The organism is Cytobacillus firmus (assembly GCF_023715565.1).
GTDB lineage: Bacteria > Bacillota > Bacilli > Bacillales > Cytobacillaceae > Cytobacillus > Cytobacillus firmus_C.
On the sequence record NZ_JAMBOJ010000041.1, the window covers coordinates 26,199 to 43,075 of the forward strand.

General features: G+C 39.2%; 19 protein-coding genes and 1 riboswitch. Of the genes, 11 read left to right on the top strand and 8 right to left on the bottom strand.

Annotated features, from left to right (window positions below; translation table 11 throughout):
* The first annotated feature begins 14 nt into the window (after positions 1-14).
* From dnaN to M3205_RS16435, 4 genes are all read left to right on the top strand, one after another.
* Positions 15-1,139 carry a DNA polymerase III subunit beta gene (gene dnaN, locus M3205_RS16420; protein WP_251170913.1) on the top strand — a complete coding sequence of 375 codons (1,125 nt, stop codon included), beginning with the start codon at positions 15-17 and terminating at the stop codon, positions 1,137-1,139.
* Between the two features lie 240 nt (positions 1,140-1,379).
* Positions 1,380-2,072 (top strand): response regulator transcription factor, encoded by a 693-nt coding sequence (locus M3205_RS16425; protein WP_251170914.1) that lies wholly within the window; start codon positions 1,380-1,382, stop codon positions 2,070-2,072.
* Complete coding sequence (locus tag M3205_RS16430) at positions 2,050-4,269, top strand: sensor histidine kinase (RefSeq protein WP_251170915.1); 2,220 nt, start codon at positions 2,050-2,052, stop codon at positions 4,267-4,269. The genes M3205_RS16425 and M3205_RS16430 overlap by 23 nt, the downstream gene beginning before the upstream one ends.
* A 15-nt stretch (positions 4,270-4,284) precedes the next feature.
* Positions 4,285-4,785 carry an RNA polymerase sigma factor gene (locus M3205_RS16435; RefSeq protein WP_285886507.1) on the top strand — a complete coding sequence of 167 codons (501 nt, stop codon included), beginning with the start codon at positions 4,285-4,287 and terminating at the stop codon, positions 4,783-4,785.
* 484 nt (positions 4,786-5,269) lie between these two features.
* On the opposite strand, the gene M3205_RS16440 is transcribed toward M3205_RS16435, so the two are convergent.
* Positions 5,270-5,821, bottom strand: a complete 552-nt coding sequence (locus M3205_RS16440) for a DUF3231 family protein (RefSeq protein WP_251170917.1) — start codon at positions 5,819-5,821, stop codon at positions 5,270-5,272.
* Positions 5,822-5,970: 149 nt separating this feature from the next.
* On the opposite strand from M3205_RS16440, the gene M3205_RS16445 reads away from it, so the two are divergent.
* Positions 5,971-6,492 (top strand): general stress protein, encoded by a 522-nt coding sequence (locus tag M3205_RS16445; protein WP_251170918.1) that lies wholly within the window; start codon positions 5,971-5,973, stop codon positions 6,490-6,492.
* A 432-nt stretch (positions 6,493-6,924) separates the two neighbouring features.
* Entirely contained in the window at positions 6,925-7,740 is an 816-nt protein-coding gene (locus M3205_RS16450) for a lipid II flippase Amj family protein (RefSeq protein ID WP_251170932.1), read from the top strand.
* A 33-nt stretch (positions 7,741-7,773) separates the two neighbouring features.
* Here the strand turns inward: M3205_RS16450 and M3205_RS16455 are convergent, their stop codons facing one another.
* The 6 genes from M3205_RS16455 to M3205_RS16480 form a co-directional block, all read right to left on the bottom strand.
* On the bottom strand, positions 7,774-8,376 hold the full coding sequence (locus tag M3205_RS16455; protein WP_251170919.1) for a DedA family protein: 603 nt from the start codon (positions 8,374-8,376) through the stop codon (positions 7,774-7,776).
* A gap of 135 nt (positions 8,377-8,511) precedes the next feature.
* A complete protein-coding gene (locus tag M3205_RS16460; protein WP_251170933.1) occupies positions 8,512-9,822 on the bottom strand; it encodes a hemolysin family protein in 1,311 nt (436 codons plus the stop codon).
* A 121-nt stretch (positions 9,823-9,943) separates the two neighbouring features.
* The gene (locus M3205_RS16465) at positions 9,944-10,315 is read right to left on the bottom strand and encodes a MerR family transcriptional regulator (protein WP_251170920.1); all 372 of its coding nucleotides are present in this window, start codon (positions 10,313-10,315) and stop codon (positions 9,944-9,946) included.
* A gap of 169 nt (positions 10,316-10,484) precedes the next feature.
* Positions 10,485-11,708: a dicarboxylate/amino acid:cation symporter gene (locus M3205_RS16470; protein ID WP_251170921.1), complete on the bottom strand. Its 1,224-nt coding sequence runs from the start codon at positions 11,706-11,708 to the stop codon at positions 10,485-10,487.
* Positions 11,709-11,857: 149 nt separating this feature from the next.
* Positions 11,858-12,000: riboswitch (cyclic di-AMP (ydaO/yuaA leader) on the bottom strand.
* Positions 12,001-12,106: 106 nt separating this feature from the next.
* Positions 12,107-12,391 (bottom strand): GNAT family N-acetyltransferase, encoded by a 285-nt coding sequence (locus M3205_RS16475; protein WP_311315739.1) that lies wholly within the window; start codon positions 12,389-12,391, stop codon positions 12,107-12,109.
* A complete protein-coding gene (locus M3205_RS16480; RefSeq protein WP_251170922.1) occupies positions 12,355-12,633 on the bottom strand; it encodes a hypothetical protein in 279 nt (92 codons plus the stop codon). The genes M3205_RS16475 and M3205_RS16480 overlap by 37 nt, the downstream gene beginning before the upstream one ends.
* Positions 12,634-12,744: 111 nt before the next feature.
* Here M3205_RS16480 and M3205_RS16485 point away from each other — a divergent pair, with 111 nt between their 5' ends.
* The 5 genes from M3205_RS16485 to M3205_RS16505 all read left to right on the top strand — a co-directional run bounded on the left by M3205_RS16485 (position 12,745) and on the right by M3205_RS16505 (position 16,701).
* Positions 12,745-13,200: a GNAT family N-acetyltransferase gene (locus M3205_RS16485; RefSeq protein ID WP_251170923.1), complete on the top strand. Its 456-nt coding sequence runs from the start codon at positions 12,745-12,747 to the stop codon at positions 13,198-13,200.
* Positions 13,201-13,329: 129 nt separating this feature from the next.
* Positions 13,330-14,340 carry a serine hydrolase domain-containing protein gene (locus tag M3205_RS16490; RefSeq protein WP_251170924.1) on the top strand — a complete coding sequence of 337 codons (1,011 nt, stop codon included), beginning with the start codon at positions 13,330-13,332 and terminating at the stop codon, positions 14,338-14,340.
* 195 nt (positions 14,341-14,535) lie between these two features.
* Positions 14,536-15,699: an endonuclease gene (locus tag M3205_RS16495; RefSeq protein WP_251170925.1), complete on the top strand. Its 1,164-nt coding sequence runs from the start codon at positions 14,536-14,538 to the stop codon at positions 15,697-15,699.
* Positions 15,700-15,846: 147 nt separating this feature from the next.
* A complete protein-coding gene (locus tag M3205_RS16500) occupies positions 15,847-16,029 on the top strand; it encodes a DUF3896 family protein (protein ID WP_251170926.1) in 183 nt (60 codons plus the stop codon).
* A gap of 171 nt (positions 16,030-16,200) precedes the next feature.
* Positions 16,201-16,701, top strand: coding sequence for a DinB family protein (locus M3205_RS16505; RefSeq protein WP_251170927.1), 501 nt, complete (start codon positions 16,201-16,203; stop codon positions 16,699-16,701).
* On the opposite strand, the gene M3205_RS16510 is transcribed toward M3205_RS16505, so the two are convergent.
* A partial coding sequence (locus tag M3205_RS16510; protein WP_251170928.1) for a hypothetical protein occupies positions 16,694-16,877 on the bottom strand: 184 nt, incomplete at its 5' end. The two genes, M3205_RS16505 and M3205_RS16510, sit on opposite strands and share 8 nt — an antisense overlap.

The window sequence follows — 16,877 nt, forward strand, 5'->3', positions numbered from 1 at the left end:
TAGGCGGGGTATGAATGGAGTTTATAATTAAGAATGAATATTTTTATAAAGCAATTGGGGAAGTAAACAGTGTAGTATCAGCTAATACTCCTTTTCCTATTCTAACCGGGATAAAGCTGACTGCATGTGATGATCATATAATACTCACGGGAAGCAGCTCTGATATTATAATTGAAAAGTTTATTCATGCATCTGATGAAGGTGCCAGACTTGAAATCGCAGAGACTGGAAGTGTTGTAGTGACATCCAGATACCTGACAGAACTCATTAAAAAGCTGCCTGGTGACATACATATCAAAGTGGATGAAAAGAATAGCATGATAGTACAGTCAGACGAAATCCTTACTTCCTTAAACGGGTTTCCTGCTGAAGAGTATCCAGCACTTCCAGAAATTGAAGATTCTCATGGAATTGAATTTTCTTCTGTAAAACTAATAGAAATGATAAAGAAGACCGTGTTTGCTGTTTCAAAGAATGATACGAAGCCGGCTCTCACTGGTGTGCATATGAATTTTAACGGAAACAGCTTTTCTTGTGCTGCAACTGACTCACATCAATTAGCTTTTCTGGAAACTAAGATCCATTATCCATCTAACGGCTCTTTCATTGTTCCGGGCTCCAGCCTTAAGGAACTTTCAAAGCTATTGGCTCATCAGGAGGAAAGTAAAGTGCAAATCTTTTCAACAGAGAGTTATTTAGTTTTCAAAACAAAATCAACCATGCTTTGTTCGCGGCTTATCAGTGAAAATTATCCGGATATATCCGGACTCATCCCGAAGGAAGCGAAAACAGTCATAAAAATGGATGCAAAGAAACTATTGCAGGGTATTGACCGCGCCTGCCTGTTTGCACATGAGTGGAAAAACAATAATGTCCTTTTGGAGATAAAAGAAGGCGCATTGAAGATATCTTCTGTTTCCTCTGCCATCGGAAAAATTGAAGAAACCCAGCCTCTTTTAGAAATCAATGGCGAGCGGGAACTATCCATTTCACTCGATGGGAACTTTTTAATGGATGCCCTAAAAGCTTTAAAGGAAGAGCAGGTTCTTTTAAGCTTCAGCGGTTCCATGAGACCAGTCATAATCAAGTCTGTCAGCAGCGAGTCTTATATTCAGCTTGTATCACCTGTCCGCTCATAGTTGAATTTTGTTCTTTAAGCACCCTCCATCAGCAAAATCAGCTGGGCGGAGGGTGCTTTTTTATGTCTTACAATTACAAGTCTATATTTCCATTTCCCCCCATTATAAAATAGTAATGGTGAAAACTTAAGAAACACAAATTCAATCTTAAGAAATTCTTAAGATTTCTATTACATTAATGTTAAGATTTTACGTTTAATATAAAAATAAGAAAACGAGCACCTTGAAAGCAGGGGAATTATGGATAACTATAATGTACTTGTCGTAGATGACGAAAAAGAGATCAGGGACGCCATTGAAATTTATCTCAAAAATGAAGGCATCACCGTTTTAAAAGCAAAGGATGGAATTGAAGCTCTGGAGATTTTGAATGAGCAACAAGTGCATCTGATTATTTTAGATGTCATGATGCCTAGGCTGGATGGCATTTCGGCTACATATAAAATTCGAGAGAAGAAGAACATCCCGATAATAATTCTGAGTGCCAAAACAGAGGATACCGATAAAATCCTCGGGCTGCAGGTTGGGGCTGATGATTATGTGACCAAGCCCTTCAATCCGATGGAACTGGTTGCCCGCGTGAAATCGCAGCTGAGAAGGTATGTGACATTCGGAACATTTGAAGGAGTTAAAAAGGTTATTGATCTGAACGGCCTTATGCTCGATAAGGAAGCAAAAGCAGTGACTGTTAATGGAGAGCCGGTGAAATTGACGCCAATCGAGTATAAAATAGTGGAGCTTTTGATGACAAATGCCGGACGCGTTTTTTCCATAGATGAAATTTATGAACGGGTATGGAACGAACCAGGCTATAACGCTGAAAATACGGTGGCAGTGCATATTCGGAAAATCCGTGAAAAGATTGAAATCAATCCGAAAAATCCGAGATATTTAAAGGTGGTATGGGGAATTGGATACAAGATTGAAAAATAGATTCATCATTGTGATGATAATGGTATTATTTGCTTTCGGAGCAAGCGGTGTTTTGGCAGTTCTGATTAATGCTAGGGAATATGTAAACCCGGATTACTTCCACACCGGACAATTCAGAGGTGAAATTGATCAATATGCCGGCTATCTGGAATTGTATGAACTGAATAACGTGACTATTGAAAAAGCGAAAGAAGCGATTGAGGTGACGGAAGAGGAAATTAATGAGCATCGCTATCGTTATGGATCACTTCTTGAACAAATTGATAATATTAAGATCCAATATGAGCCCAGGATTGAAGAGGCAAAAGCGGTGAACAGCAATGAGATTGCCCAATCATTAAAAGATCAAATGTATAAAAAAATTGAAGATGTCACAAAAAACTTTGAAAGTGACGAACATGTACGCACCAAAGTGATTAAAGAAAAAGAAGAGAAATTAAAAGCATTTTATAAAGAGAAAGAGCAGCTCCGGAATCAGTACGATTACTATAAAGATTCATTTACCTATTATTTCAAGGACACTGCGACTGGTGAGGTATACACCAATTTAACCCTGGCCAAGAATGAATCTCCGGAAGAGGTAATGGAAAAAGAAATGCTCTTTCATACCGACTATACGATGGATAAAGATTATTTCCTGAATTTTATTATAGGGGGATATGGCGAGTTCCATCAGGCACTGGTTGAATCTCAATCAGGTTACTTTAAGGGACAAATAGGCCTGGCTAAAAATCTTCCTGATTCAAATATGTTCATTGACCAGAATAATCATTTTAAGCAAAAACAGACTATATTAATAATTTATGGCGGCTCAGCGATTTTAGCTGTTATCGCTGCATTGATTGCTTCCAGAAAGTCAAGGGCCCTGTCAGCTGAGATCAAAAGATGGCAGCCATTATATAATAAGATGCCTATTGATTTACGGATCACCTTTTTAGGGATAACAGCAATAGGAAGCATATTGGCGCTTTTTCTGCTGAACGATTTTCTTATAGACACCTACAACTTCCTTTCGCGTGTGGTTGAGTTAACCATTGTTCTCCTTGGAGCGTCGGTTCTTTGCGGCCTGACAATTGTTCAGCTTAAATATATTGCAGGTGAATTCAAGGACTTGGAAAGTGCAAAGTCAGTTTTGAAAAAAAGTCTGGTTTATAGAACAGGAGCCAGTTTGAAAACCAGCCTTCAGGAAGCCTTCCTAAACCGGAGTATAGGAACGCAGCTGTTTGTTGTACTTGCAATAATCTTTGGAATGGGAATGGGTACAATTGTTATGCTCTATCACCCGGTGCTCGCCCTATTATATGTATTGATCTTTGCTTTTGCAGGAGTTCCATTTGTAATGCTATTAATCAGACGAGTGGGCTATTTTAACCGGATTGTTGAGACCGCAGATGATTTGGCATCAGGCCACATGGGACAGGACTTGCCGGTTAAAGGAAAAGGAGTTCTTGCTTCACTCGCGGGAAACATTAATATTTTGAAGCAGGGCGTAAAAACATCCCTTAGCGAGCAGGCAAAAAGCGAAAGGCTGAAAACGGAGCTGATTACAAACGTCAGTCATGATTTAAGGACACCTTTGACTTCCATTATTACGTACACCGAGTTGCTGAAGTCAAGCGAGCTATCAGAGGACGACCGTTCAGCCTATCTTGAAATCATTGACCGTAAATCTAAACGGTTAAAAGTTTTAATTGATGATTTATTCGAGGTCTCAAAGATGGCAACCGGCAATATTGAGCTACGAAAGGAAAAAGTGGACCTGGTTCAGCTGCTGCAGCAGGCTCTTGCAGAACATGATAATGCCATCAGGGAGTCGAATCTGCAGTTTCGCGTCATCAAGCCTGATCTTCCGGCTATCGCGAATGTGGATGGCCAAAAGCTCTGGCGTGTGTTTGATAATTTAATAGGCAATGTTCTTAAATATTCATTGGAACATTCACGGGTGTATATTGCCCTTGCGAAAGTCAATGGCCAGGCAGTTATTACGTTTAAAAATGTTTCTAAATATGAGCTGGATGACCAGAGTGAAGAATTGTATGAGCGATTTAAGCGGGGAGATAAATCAAGGCATACAGATGGTTCAGGCCTGGGGCTCGCCATTGCCAAGTCGATTATTGACCTTCATGAAGGGAATCTCGATATAGATACAGATGGTGATTTGTTCAAGGTGAGCATTTCATTGAAATTAGAGGAGTAAGGGAAGAGGGGAATTATGGATATTGCAGAGCTGTATTCCTGCCATTATAAACGGCTTTATTATATATGCTTTTCGATGACAAGAGACGCATATCTTGCAGAAGATATTGTTCAGGAAACGTTTATTAAAGCTATGAAGAAGGCGGAAACAATTATTGATGAAGAAAAAGCAGGGGCATGGCTGTCGGTCATTGCCAGAAGAACCGCACTGGATATGATTCGGAGGGATAAGCGAAAGGCTGCAGTGCCGGTGGAGCAGGACACTCTTGAAAGCTTCTGCCTCATTACAAAGCAAGATGTCGAACAAGAAGTGGAAACAGCTTTTGCAGCAGAGGAAATCAAGTCGGCCATCACGCAGCTGGGATCGAACTACAGGGAGGTTTTATTACTGAAAGTGGATGAAGGATTAAAAGAGCAGGAAATTGCTGCAATTCTTAATTTAAAGCCTTCAACAGTGAAAACCAGGATTTTTAGGGCAAGAAAGCAGATGAGAGCCTTAGCTGGAATAGGAGCTTAATTGAAAGAGAGTTGACCAATGGTTTAATGGTCTGCTCTCTCTTTTTTTATGTCAGGATTTGTGAAGAATATATCTGAATTTCATGTCGGAAAGCATGCGTTCTTTTTTCTTTTATAAGCAAACTGTGTCATTTTTTCGATTCTTTTCGAAATCATTATCAGTAAAGGTGGATTTTATTAATTAAATCTCCTGGAAATGGTGGTAATTAATCTTCTATAATTGTTCAGCTTTTTTCTTTTTGCGCTGGCATTTGACCAAATTAGAGCTTCTTGTTGTTGCCGGAAGCCCGCATTCTTTCTTTATTCCGTTCCATTCTGTTGTCGAATAATTTCCTGGCCTCACGTTTTAGCATACTTTTGGTTCTTCTTAGTATTTTCATATTCATCACCAATATAGAAATACGCTGTGAAAATATTTCTGTGCCAGTACTGTATCGGTAAAAATGTAAAAAAGACTCCTGCTCCGCAGAAGTCTTTTAGAGTAATTATTTTCTTTCAGGATTGCCAGGCGGCATATAGCTTGGCGGGATTCTCAGCCAGCCTCTTTCTTTCATTAAATTTTTAAGGGGGGAGGCGAATTCCATTAAATGCACTTGTATGGAAAAAAACATCATTCCCACATCCGTTCTGACTGTTTTTGCCATAGCCTGTGCACAAAAGGTTATGCTTGCTGCGACTTTAACAGATATTAAATTGGCGATTTCATCATCCGTTAACCTTACGCCCTCAGGAACAGAATCAGGGTTGGAAAGTGGTTTTTCTGCATTAGTTAATGGCAGAGGCACCCCTTCTTTTAGCAGAAAGTTTTCAATCTTTTTTGTGTCTGCCTGGCTTCCTTCAATGGCAGAACGGATGGTATGCAATAGCGCTGTATCTGTCGTCATATTTAATGCAATATAATAGAGAGAGTGGGCTTCATGGAAAGCAGTATATAGAGTCCAAAGATCCATAACCTCCCCGACATGCAAAGGCGGCTTGGGATCGTCATCAGTGAAATTTTTAAGGGTTTCTTTAATTGCTTCAAAGGGGTTTCGCATTGTCTCACTCCTGATAATATGCTTTTTATTAGTTTTACCTTATTTTCATTTTAATTCGATATTGTAAAAGAGACTGATTTTTGAAACTATTTTTGGGATTATTCGTAATATATTTTAGCGTTTCTTACTCGGAAAAGGAGAATCTCAAATTGAGAAATAGAGTGCTTAAAAGACTTACATATCTTATTACTGGAGAATCATTTAGTCTTATTTTGTTTGTACTCATCAGTTTCCTGGTGAACGATACTTATCCGGATCTCCATTTATATTCACTGCTTTCTTTCTGGTCTTCATTTCTGCTGCTGGAATTCATATTGATTCAGGGCTCTATTTATTGGTTTGTAAAATGGAAGCGATTAAAAAGAGAGAATACGTCAGAAGCCCCGATCAAGCTAGTACGGAGGCTTTGGGTTATGAAGAAATGGAATCTGAGCACGATCGCAGTGATTCCAGGTGCATTCTTGGCAGACTTCATAATATGGCATCCGACAGTTCCTCCTGGGCTGGCGATTGCCGGCTTTATCTATGTCTTTGCCATTCTCGAATATATCAACTATTTTCATATTCAGCTATCCTATGACAATCGCTCTGATATTAACAGCCTTAAACAGACTAAGCGCTTTAAACAGGCTTGTTTGAGCAAGGAATTTAAGAGGATGGGGAATGCATGATAGATACCTCCTTTTCAAAAAAATTTAACCAAGTTGCGTCATATCGCATGCGATACAGCAAAATTTCCATATACATCCTCATTCCGTGGTTTACCATCTTCCAATAAATTAATCGATAGTAATAATGCCTAGACGATTGAGAGAATGAGAAAAATGGTAGTTAATCAAGTGGAATAACACCCAAAACGGCGAGAGCAGGAGGAGAATGGTAGTCAGGTGGAATAATGCCCAAAACGGCAAGAGCAGGGTAGTTAATCAAGAAATAATGCCTAAAACCAAGAGAAAAGAAGGAAATGGAGGGTAAGTCAAGAAGAAATTTTTTGCGACTTGTCCTTTTTGTAAAATGGTTCAATTCATCCGGATTAGCATCCTGTAACTTCCCAGACACATGACAGGATGGTATAATCAGGAAAAATGAAAGAAGTGTTCATATTGGATCTAATTACAGGAAAGATCCTGTTTACTTCCTTATTCATCATCCTTATACATAGTATTGAAACTTTAGCCTATGCTGTCCGGCTATCGGGTGCCAGGGTCAAGCTGATTGCATCAGGGCTTTCTTTGTTCAGTACCATTGTCATTGTTTCTCGAATGGCGAACATGGGTCAGCAGCCGCTCATTGGGAGTATAATTGATACGGCTCCAGAACAAAATTTTCTCGGTTTCGTTGAAAGTCAATTCAGGGTATTAATTGGGGCATCCACAATAGGGACCATCATTGGTATTTTGCTGCTGCCGACATTCATAGCGATTTTTTCAAGAGCTATTATCCGTCTTGCTGATACAGGAGGGTCAGTCCCTTCGCTGCTAAAGATCGGCTTAAGCTGGAGGTCGGTAAAGAAAGTGATCAAACATTTAAGGTTTCCGAGATTGTCCTATCTAAATGGAATTAAACTCAGTGAAATACCGAAACGGCTATTTTTATTTAATATGTTTGTCACCGCCATCTATACAATTGGAGTGCTCTCAGCGATATATGCTTCCTTGCTTACCGACGAAAGCTCCAGAACAGCGATGATGTCATCTGGCCTCATTAACGGCGTAGCAACAATCCTTCTATCCATATTTGTCGACCCGAAAATCTCTGTCATGTCTGATAATGTAGTGCGAGGGAAAGCCAAGTATACGAACCTGAAAGGAATTTCAATTATGATGGTTACTTCCAGATTGGTAGGCACCGTCCTGGCTCAGATCATGTTTATACCCGGGGCCTATTATATTGCCTGGGCTTCAAAGTTTTTTGTATAGAAAAACGGCACTGGTCATTCAGTGCCGTTCATTTTAGATACTTTCGCTCTTACGCTTGCTGATGAATTTGTACGTAAAGAAAATAATGATTCCTGCAAGGATAATCAGGACTAGAGGAAGAGCATAGCTATTGAAGATTTCCTCTGCTTCTTTATAATGAGGGCCAAGTTTATACCCAAGATAAACATAGAAAGCGGTAATCGGAAGCATAGCCAGGAATGTATAAATCGAGAACTTCCACACATTCATTTTGGTCATTCCGCATGGAATCGAGATCGCTGTACGGACAACCGGCATAAAGCGGGCAAAGAAAGCGACGCCTGAACCGTACTTTTCAAAGAACTTGTCCGACGCATCAATCTGCTTTTGCGAAACTAAGAAGTATTTTCCGTATTTTAAAACCATGGGGCGGCCGCCATATCGGCCCAGCGCATATAAGGTCAGCGGTCCGATCGTTCCTCCCACAGTGCCTGCTAATACAACCAGATAATAATTAAAGTCACCCTCGAAAACCCAAAAGCCGGCCAATGGAAGAACCACTTCTGCAGGGACAAATTCAAAACATAGGGCCAGCAATATTCCAAAGTAAGAGAACTGTTTTAGAAATTCAATTAAGCTGATAACAATTTCTGACATAGACACACATCCTGTAAATTTATAAAAAGGTAATACTTGAAGTACATAAGTCAGTCTAACGGGTAATAAGAAAACAATCAAGTATTATATAGACACAAAAATGGCGGCTTCCTTAATCGGAGCCGCCGTTTTTTCTTACGTTAACTGGGGCTTGCTTTTGAAAACCTCCAGATAATGAAGCTGGTGCCCATCTTTTTCGTGGACTTTGAAAGTAAATCCATCCGCATCAATCTCTGTCCCTATCTCTGCTTCCATATGCTGTGTAAGGAACCAGCCGCCAATGGTATCCACGTCTTCATGATCAAAATCTGTGCCAAGCAGATTATTGACATCTTCTATAAGAAGCTTGGAATCCAGGATATAATGATCATCGTTCAGCTTTCGTATTTCAGGAACTTCATCCTCATCAAATTCATCTCGGATCTCCCCGACTATTTCTTCAAGAATGTCTTCAACCGTCACCAAACCGGAAGTACCGCCATATTCATCCATTAAAATGGCAATATGGATTCGTTCTTTCTGCATTTTGACAAGCAGGTCATGAATTGGAATGCTTTCAATGACATGGATGACCGGATTCACAAAGGAGTCTAAATCAAGGTTCTCCGGTGTAATCTTGTCTGTGAGACTGGCTGTCAGAAATTCTTTTACATTAATAAACCCGCGGATATTGTCTTTATCCCCATCTTCAACTGGGTATCGGGTATAATTTTCTGTTTGAATGATTTCCATGATTTCAGCCAGTGAATGATCCGAAGCAATTGTAATCATCTCCGTACGCGGAACCATGATTTCTTTAGCAATTCTTTCATCAAATTCAAAGATATTGTTCACATACTTTAGTTCATTTTTATTGATTTCACCGCTTTTATAACTCTCTGATAAAAGGATGCGAAGTTCTTCTTCAGAATGGGCCATTTCATGCTCAGAAGCCGGCTTTAAACCAAATAGGCCAACGAGTACCCGTGCTGATCCATTTAAGAACCAAATGAATGGAAACATCACTCGATAGAACCAGATTATCGGCGCTGCGAATGCCATTGTAACTGCTTCCGCTTTCTGAATGGCAACTGTTTTTGGTGCAAGCTCTCCTACTACGACATGCAGGAAGGTGACTAAAGCAAAGGCAATACCAAACGATAAAATATGGGTAAGGGACTCTGCTATTTCAAATCTTTCAAATAACGGATGCAATAACTTTTCAACCGTAGGTTCCCCAAGCCACCCGAGACCCAATGCGGTGATGGTGATCCCTAATTGACAGGCCGATAGATACTCATCCAGATGCGAAACGACTCTCTTTGCCGCCATAGCCCTTTTATTCCCTTCAGCAATCAGCTGATCAATTCGGGATACACGGACCTTAACAATCGCAAACTCAGTTGCTACGAAGAATGCAGTTAATGCTATTAATAATGCGATCAGTAATAAATTTATGGTTGTCAACAAGCAGTCTTACTAAAAAGTAAGACATACACCTCCTAAAATGGTAATAATACAAATAAGTTCACTACTTAAATTGTGCCCAAACAGATATCCATAATGCTCCAAAAATCAAAAAACGACATCAGTTCAGCAATAAAAGCAGTGACTGAATTAATGAAAAGCTTTCATGTGAAATATTTTTTTTAACGTATTCATATTTTTTCGGATCTGATTTTTTTAGCTGAGAAAGTGCTTTCGTCACATCTTCCTCCAAGTCTTGTATTTTTAGCCTTAGTTCAAGAACATCTACCTCTTCTGAAAATTGGCTGATGACTTTTCTCTTAATTTCCTCGAGTGACAAACCTTCTGCTTTAGATTTCTCAATAAAAGTAATTCGTTCGATGGAGGAATAGTCATAATAACGGTAATTTGAAGCTGAACGTTCTGCTTCTAAAAGACCTAAGGAAGTATAATAATCAATCGTTCTCTTTGTAACCTTGGCTTTTTCAGCCAATTCTCCTATTCTTAACTTCTCAGCCCCATGAGGTTTCCTCCAAACTGTTACGTGATGGTTATGAATCTAATTATACTAAACTATCATAGAAAAGCAATGAAATTGAATGATGGAGAGGGGGGGAGAGGTCCAAAAAAAATAACACCGGATAGCCGGTGTTATTTTGTAATCAGGCTTTAACAGCCTCTTTCTTTGCTTCTGTTTCAGCGACAATAACTGCACAAGCAGCATCGCCTGTAATATTGACAGCTGTTCGCGTCATATCAAGCAGACGGTCAATACCAATGATTAATGCAATACCTTCAACAGGCAGGTTAACGGAGTTAAGAACCATCGCAAGCATGATTAGGCCAACTCCTGGAACTCCTGCAGTACCAACACTGGCAAGAACTGCAGTTAGAACAACAGTGATAAGCTGTGTGAGTGATAAATCAACATTGAAAACCTGTGCGATGAATATAGTGGCCACACCCTGCATGATGGCTGTTCCATCCATGTTGATCGTTGCACCCAGCGGCTGAACAAAGCTGCTGATTGATTCAGGAACTTTAAGATTTTTTTGAGCAGTACTCATGGAAATTGGCAGTGTCGCATTACTGCTTGATGTACTGAAAGCAACACCCATTGCCGGTGCAAAGCCTTTAAAGAACCAAAGCGGGTTCTTCTTTGCAAGTAAAGCGATAGAACCTCCATAGGTTAAGATCGCGTGAATAAATAATGCTAACAGAACGACAATCATATAAAGTCCCATCGCTTTAATAGCACTTAGTCCCTGGCTTCCAACAGCCGACACAATAAGTCCGAACGTCCCATAAGGGGCAAACTTCATAACAAGATTAACAAGATACATCATTATCTCATTGCCCTGTTCAATAAGGTTTAAAATTCCTTTAGCTTTATTTCCAAGCATCGTTAAAGCGAATCCGATGAAAATGGAAAACGTGATGATTTGAAGCATATTTCCTTCTGTAAAGGCTTTTACAGGATTGGTTGGGATTATATTCAATAGTGTCTCTGAGACAGGGGGAGCCTCTTTAGATTCATACTCCACATTTGTTACGTCAAATTCCCCAACATTTCCGGGCTGGAAAACAGCTGCTAATGTAAGTCCTATAATAATGGCTATACTTGTAGTAACTAAAAAGTAAGATATTGTTTTTATACCAATTCTTCCTAATTTCTTTGGATCACCAAGGCCGGCTGTACCAAGAGCTATGGAAAAGAATACGATTGGGACAACAAGCATGTTAATCAGGTTGAGAAAGATTTTCCCAAGTGGTGTAAACAGAAACTTGTCGAGCTCAGGGAATATACCAGGCGCAAACAAGTTTATTAAAAGTCCTGTTATTCCCCCTGCAATCAAAGCAATAATAATTTTAGTAGATAATTTCATACGCTTTCCTCCAATGGATAAAGTAAAAAAATGTAAAATAAAGACACGGAAAACAATGTCCTTCCCTATTTTACCCCCAAAAATCATAAACCTAACTTAAATGGCAACAAAAAAGCACAGAGGTATCACCACTGTGCATAGTTGCAGTGTATTCCTCTCAACACGCTTACGAGGTTAGCTGTCGGGTTCGGGTCTTGAGAGTACCCTACCTGAAAAAGGATTCACCCCAGGCACCTTTATAGAAAAGTGCGATTGGTTCCCCCGTTCATTTAAGATTAAGCGTAAAAGTTTATGTTTTTTTAATATAATAACAAAGAATTGCGAAAGTTGTAAATAGCACTTTTGTTTCCAAAAATCTATTATTCAATTATTTATAATTATATTACGGGAAAATAATCCTATTTCCGCAAAACTATAATAAAGCCGTCCAAAATATCGTGACTCACAGCAAATCCCTTCCGTGTATAAAATTCAAGGGCATCTGCATTTCCATTTGACACATAAATAAAATAATCTTCCACATCTTTAAATTGACGTAACCATTCTATTGACATGTTAAAAAGAACTGAGCCAATTCCGTATTGCCGGTAGTTATCTTTAATGTAGAATTGTGATAAGCAGCCAACATTGTCTTTCCTGACAGAATTTAAATCAAAGAAAGTGGCGAAATCATTGGTGTGTATGCTTCCTTAGGAGAAACATTGGAATAGACATAGCCGACAACTTCTTCAACATCTTTAACGATCACAATATAATTATGTATAGCAGACTTTACAGATGGAATCATCCTTGACTCAAAGTTCATACTGTCAAAACGCTCAGGTGATATATGTGCCTTTGATTTTTGGAAAGCCATCAGCTCTTTACATAAATCCCGGCAAAGGCTGAGTTTGTCTTCTGTTATCACTTCATATTTTAGAAACATCTACTTCACCCCTAAATCATTTTATATTGGAAGGGATTCATTCGTCCAAAAAAAGAGTTTTTTTTCGGTAGAGAATTATTTTTAAAATTAATCTAAAAAAGAGGGACTATTATGATAAAGGAAATAAATATTAAGGACCGGAAAGCGGCTGAACAAGTTCTAAGCATACAGCTTCCCGCGTATAAAATTGAAGCTCAAATCATTAATTATCCTGATTTACCACCTTTGAAAGATACTGCTAATACCCTGCATATTACAGGAGAGACCTTTTTTGGGTACTTTATAGGCGCAAGATTATGCGGTGCAGTTTCCTTTAAAGAGAAGAATGATGTTTTAGATATTCACAGACTGGTTGTGCATCCTGATTATTTTAGAAAGGGAATTGCCCAAAAGCTGCTGAACTTCATTGAAGGGAGGCAGATGATAAAAAAATGTATCGTTACTACAGGGACGAAGAATACACATGCAGTCACTTTTTATCTGAAAAACGGATTTAGAGAGGTTGAAAAAATTTATATAAATGAATTACTGACTATTACTGCTTTTGAAAAATATTTATCGAATTGATTTAGCGATTCTTCTGATATGAAGAATGGCTTTTTTTTACGAAAAATATGGAAAATTATGATATATTTTTTATAGAGTCCGCTATTGTCCATTACAGGTCATTGGAAAGATACCTAAAAGGGGGTACTCATGTTAATTGATAAAAAGGTACGTACTGTAATTAATAATGTTGGTTTTTCCGGTGTTGTACTTATGAAAGAAAAGGAGGAAAATCCCCTGCAACTAGCAGAAGGGTATGCAGATAGAGCAAATAAAATCTCCAATAAAACAGGTACCAGGTTTGGCATCGCCTCCGGATGTAAAATTTTTACGGCAGCAGGCATTTGTCAATTGGTCGAGAAGGGAATCCTATCATTCGAAACAAGGCTTAATGATGTATTGGAGAATGTTTTTCCTTTCTTTGATGAGACTATTACGATTCATCATCTATTAACTCATTCATCAGGGGTGCCGGACTATTTTGATGAATCAGTTATGGATGATTTTGAAGAGCTGTGGAATGAAAGGCCAATGTACCTGTTAAATCATCTTAGAGATTTTCTTCCTATGTTCCAAAATAAAAAAATGATGTTCAAGCCGGGGGAGAAATTCCATTATAATAATGCCGGATATATACTATTGGGTTTAATTATAGAGAAGAAGACTGGACTGAGTTTCCAGGATTATATCCAGTCTCATATTTTTGAGCCATGTGGAATGAAGAATTCAGGCTATTTCAGATTTGACAATCTCCCTGAGAATACAGCAATTGGTTATATAGATAATGAAGAAGGTGGGTCATGGAGAACCAATATTTATTCATTGCCCGTTAGAGGCGGCTCTGATGGAGGAGCCTATGTTACTGCTCAGGATATGCTCTTATTTTGGGAAGCATTGGGTACTGGTGAGATCATAAGCGAGGAGTATACTGAAAAGCTTATGACCCCGCATGTTCAAGCAGGTGAGAATAAGTATTACGGCTACGGGTTATGGATCAGCAAGAAAAACGATGCTATTTTCAAGTTCCACCTCATGGGCTATGATCCGGGAGTCAGCTTTCATTCTGCCTATTATCCACAAAGTGGGATAACCCTTGCGGTGACATCAAATAAATCATATGGGCCCAATGCTATAATGGAAGAGATTGAAAAAGATCTTTAAGACATGCAGTTTTTGTATCTGATGTGTTTGTTGAAAAGAAGCGGTTGTGAATTTAATTTTAAGCTGTTTTGTAAAACAGTAAAATATCGGGACCAATACCCCATGCTTTGGGCGAAGGTGTTCATTTATACTGGAAGTTGATTGTGACTTTTCTGATTATTCTAAGTCCTTTCAAAACATTATGGAGGCGAATGAATGCTGAATCGTAAGAGAAAAGGTCTGCTGTTATCGCTGATTCTTTTTGCTGCCCTTCTGGTTGTTATGCAGCCCATTCAAGATTCAATCACAAGGGCAGCTGCGGGAGATGGATCCTGGTCATCACCTTATTCTGTATCACAGGGAATCAATTCTCAAAACATCGAGGGCAAAACTGTTCAAGGCTATGTGGTCGGACAGCCAACTGCCACAAATACAGTTATCACCAGCGGGTTTCCAAATGACTTTGCTTTTGCCCTTGCGGATAGTCCTTCAGAGACCAGTATGACTAAGATGCTTTATGTACAAATCCCATCCTCCTTTCGCTCAAGCTTTGGCCTGAAATCGAATCCATCGCTGATGGGAAAGAAAATCAAAGTATCGGGAACGCTGGCTGCCTATTTTTCTCATCCGGGACTTAAAGAGGGTACTGCTTTTGAATTGGATGGCGGTGGAGCATCTGATCCGGAACCCGGACCTGGCGGGTATTATGATGCAGCATATGGAAAAACAGGTGAGTCTTTAAAAACAGCTCTTCATAACATCATTGATGATCATACTGAAATATCCTATTCCAATGTGTGGGAAGCTCTGCGTGAAACGGACGAAGATCCGGCAAATCCGAATAAAGTCATTCTCTTATATACCGGCCGTTCACAGGACAAATTCGCCAATGGATCTGGAGTCAATGACTGGAACAGGGAGCATGTATGGGCTAAATCGCACGGAAACTTTGGCACAGCGATGGGTCCGGGAACTGACCTTCACCATTTGCGGGCAACAGATGTTTCTGTTAATAGTTCAAGAGGGAATCTCGATTTTGATAATGGGGGATCCCAGCATTCAGAAGCAATTGGAAATTATTATGACTCAGATTCATGGGAGCCAAGGGATGCTGTAAAAGGTGATGTAGCGCGTATGCTGTTTTATATGGCTGTCCGCTATGAAGGAGACAGCGGAGAAGTGGATCTCGAGCTAAACAATGCAGTCAACAATGGTTCTGCTCCATATCATGGCAAAATGTCTGTCCTGCTCGAGTGGCATAAGGAAGACCCAGTCGATGATAAAGAACGGAGAAGAAACGAAATCATCTACTCTGATTATCAGAATAACCGCAATCCGTTTATCGATCATCCTGAGTGGGCATCTGCGATTTGGGAATAACTTTAGAAAAAGCACTTTCTTTAAAGGGAGTGCTTTTTATAGTTCGCAAATTATCAATATATTCTGAAATAATTACGAGGATTAATCAATTATAATTAAGTGAAGAGAAAACGCTTTCAATTTAAAAAAGGCGAAAGGGTGCTGAAAATGAACTATTTAGAAATAAAGAAGAAGCTGGAAGCTGCAAAACAAGAACTGGAGATGAAATTGCAAGATCAGGCTGCACCAGAGAGTGAAAAAGGAGCTCTTCAAAAGAGGATTGAGAATTACGAGTATATGATTGAATTGACGGATATGAATCACTTTGAAAGAGGGAATATCATCAGTTAGGGAGGCGGTTATGTGAGCCGTCTCTTTTTTTTGAAAGACTATGATAAAAGAGCATGATGATTTCTCTTATTGGCAAACAGGGCAGATTTTTGAAGAAGGTATTTGTAATAGAAAATTGAATAAATAGTTACATATTCAGTGAGTTAATTTTAATATAAAGGAGAAATTAAAATGAGCGAACTTAAGCTAATAAAGACTTACAAAAACGAGCTAAAAAAATATTCTTTAGAACAGTTAAGGTATAAATCTGAAGAAACGGTCTGGTCAATTGGGCAAATGTATGACCATTTAATCCTTGTTGCCCATGAATACCTGGATAATATGGAACAATGTTCAAAATTAAATGGTAAACAGCCACTTGGGAAAACAGAGTTTGGTGAGCATTTATTCAAAATAGGAGGGTTTCCTCCAATAAAAATTAAATTACCGGTTGAACTAAATGCTCCACCTAACAATTCAGATAGCAAGGATGATCTTATCAGCAGAATGGACCAAATAATTCTAAGGCTAAGTCAATGGAAACCAAAAGTGGATAATATAAACCCAAATTATAAAGTAGAGCATGGAGGGTTCGGATGGCTGAATGCAAGGGAATGGTATGATTTAGTAGGTATGCATTTTCGTCATCATTTGCGCCAAAAAGCTGAGTTAGAACAAATGCTTGTTAAATGACGAGTGTGTAAGTTGAGGAAAAAAATGGTTTTGGCTGGTCTTTTTCTTTGGCTCTTTTCGTATAAATTGTTGTTTTTCGCTTATCAATGTTGTCCGTTGATTGCAGTGAGAGGATGCTCAGCGAACCACGGGGCGGGCGGTGAGCCTCCTCGACGCTACGCGTCTGTGGGGTCTCA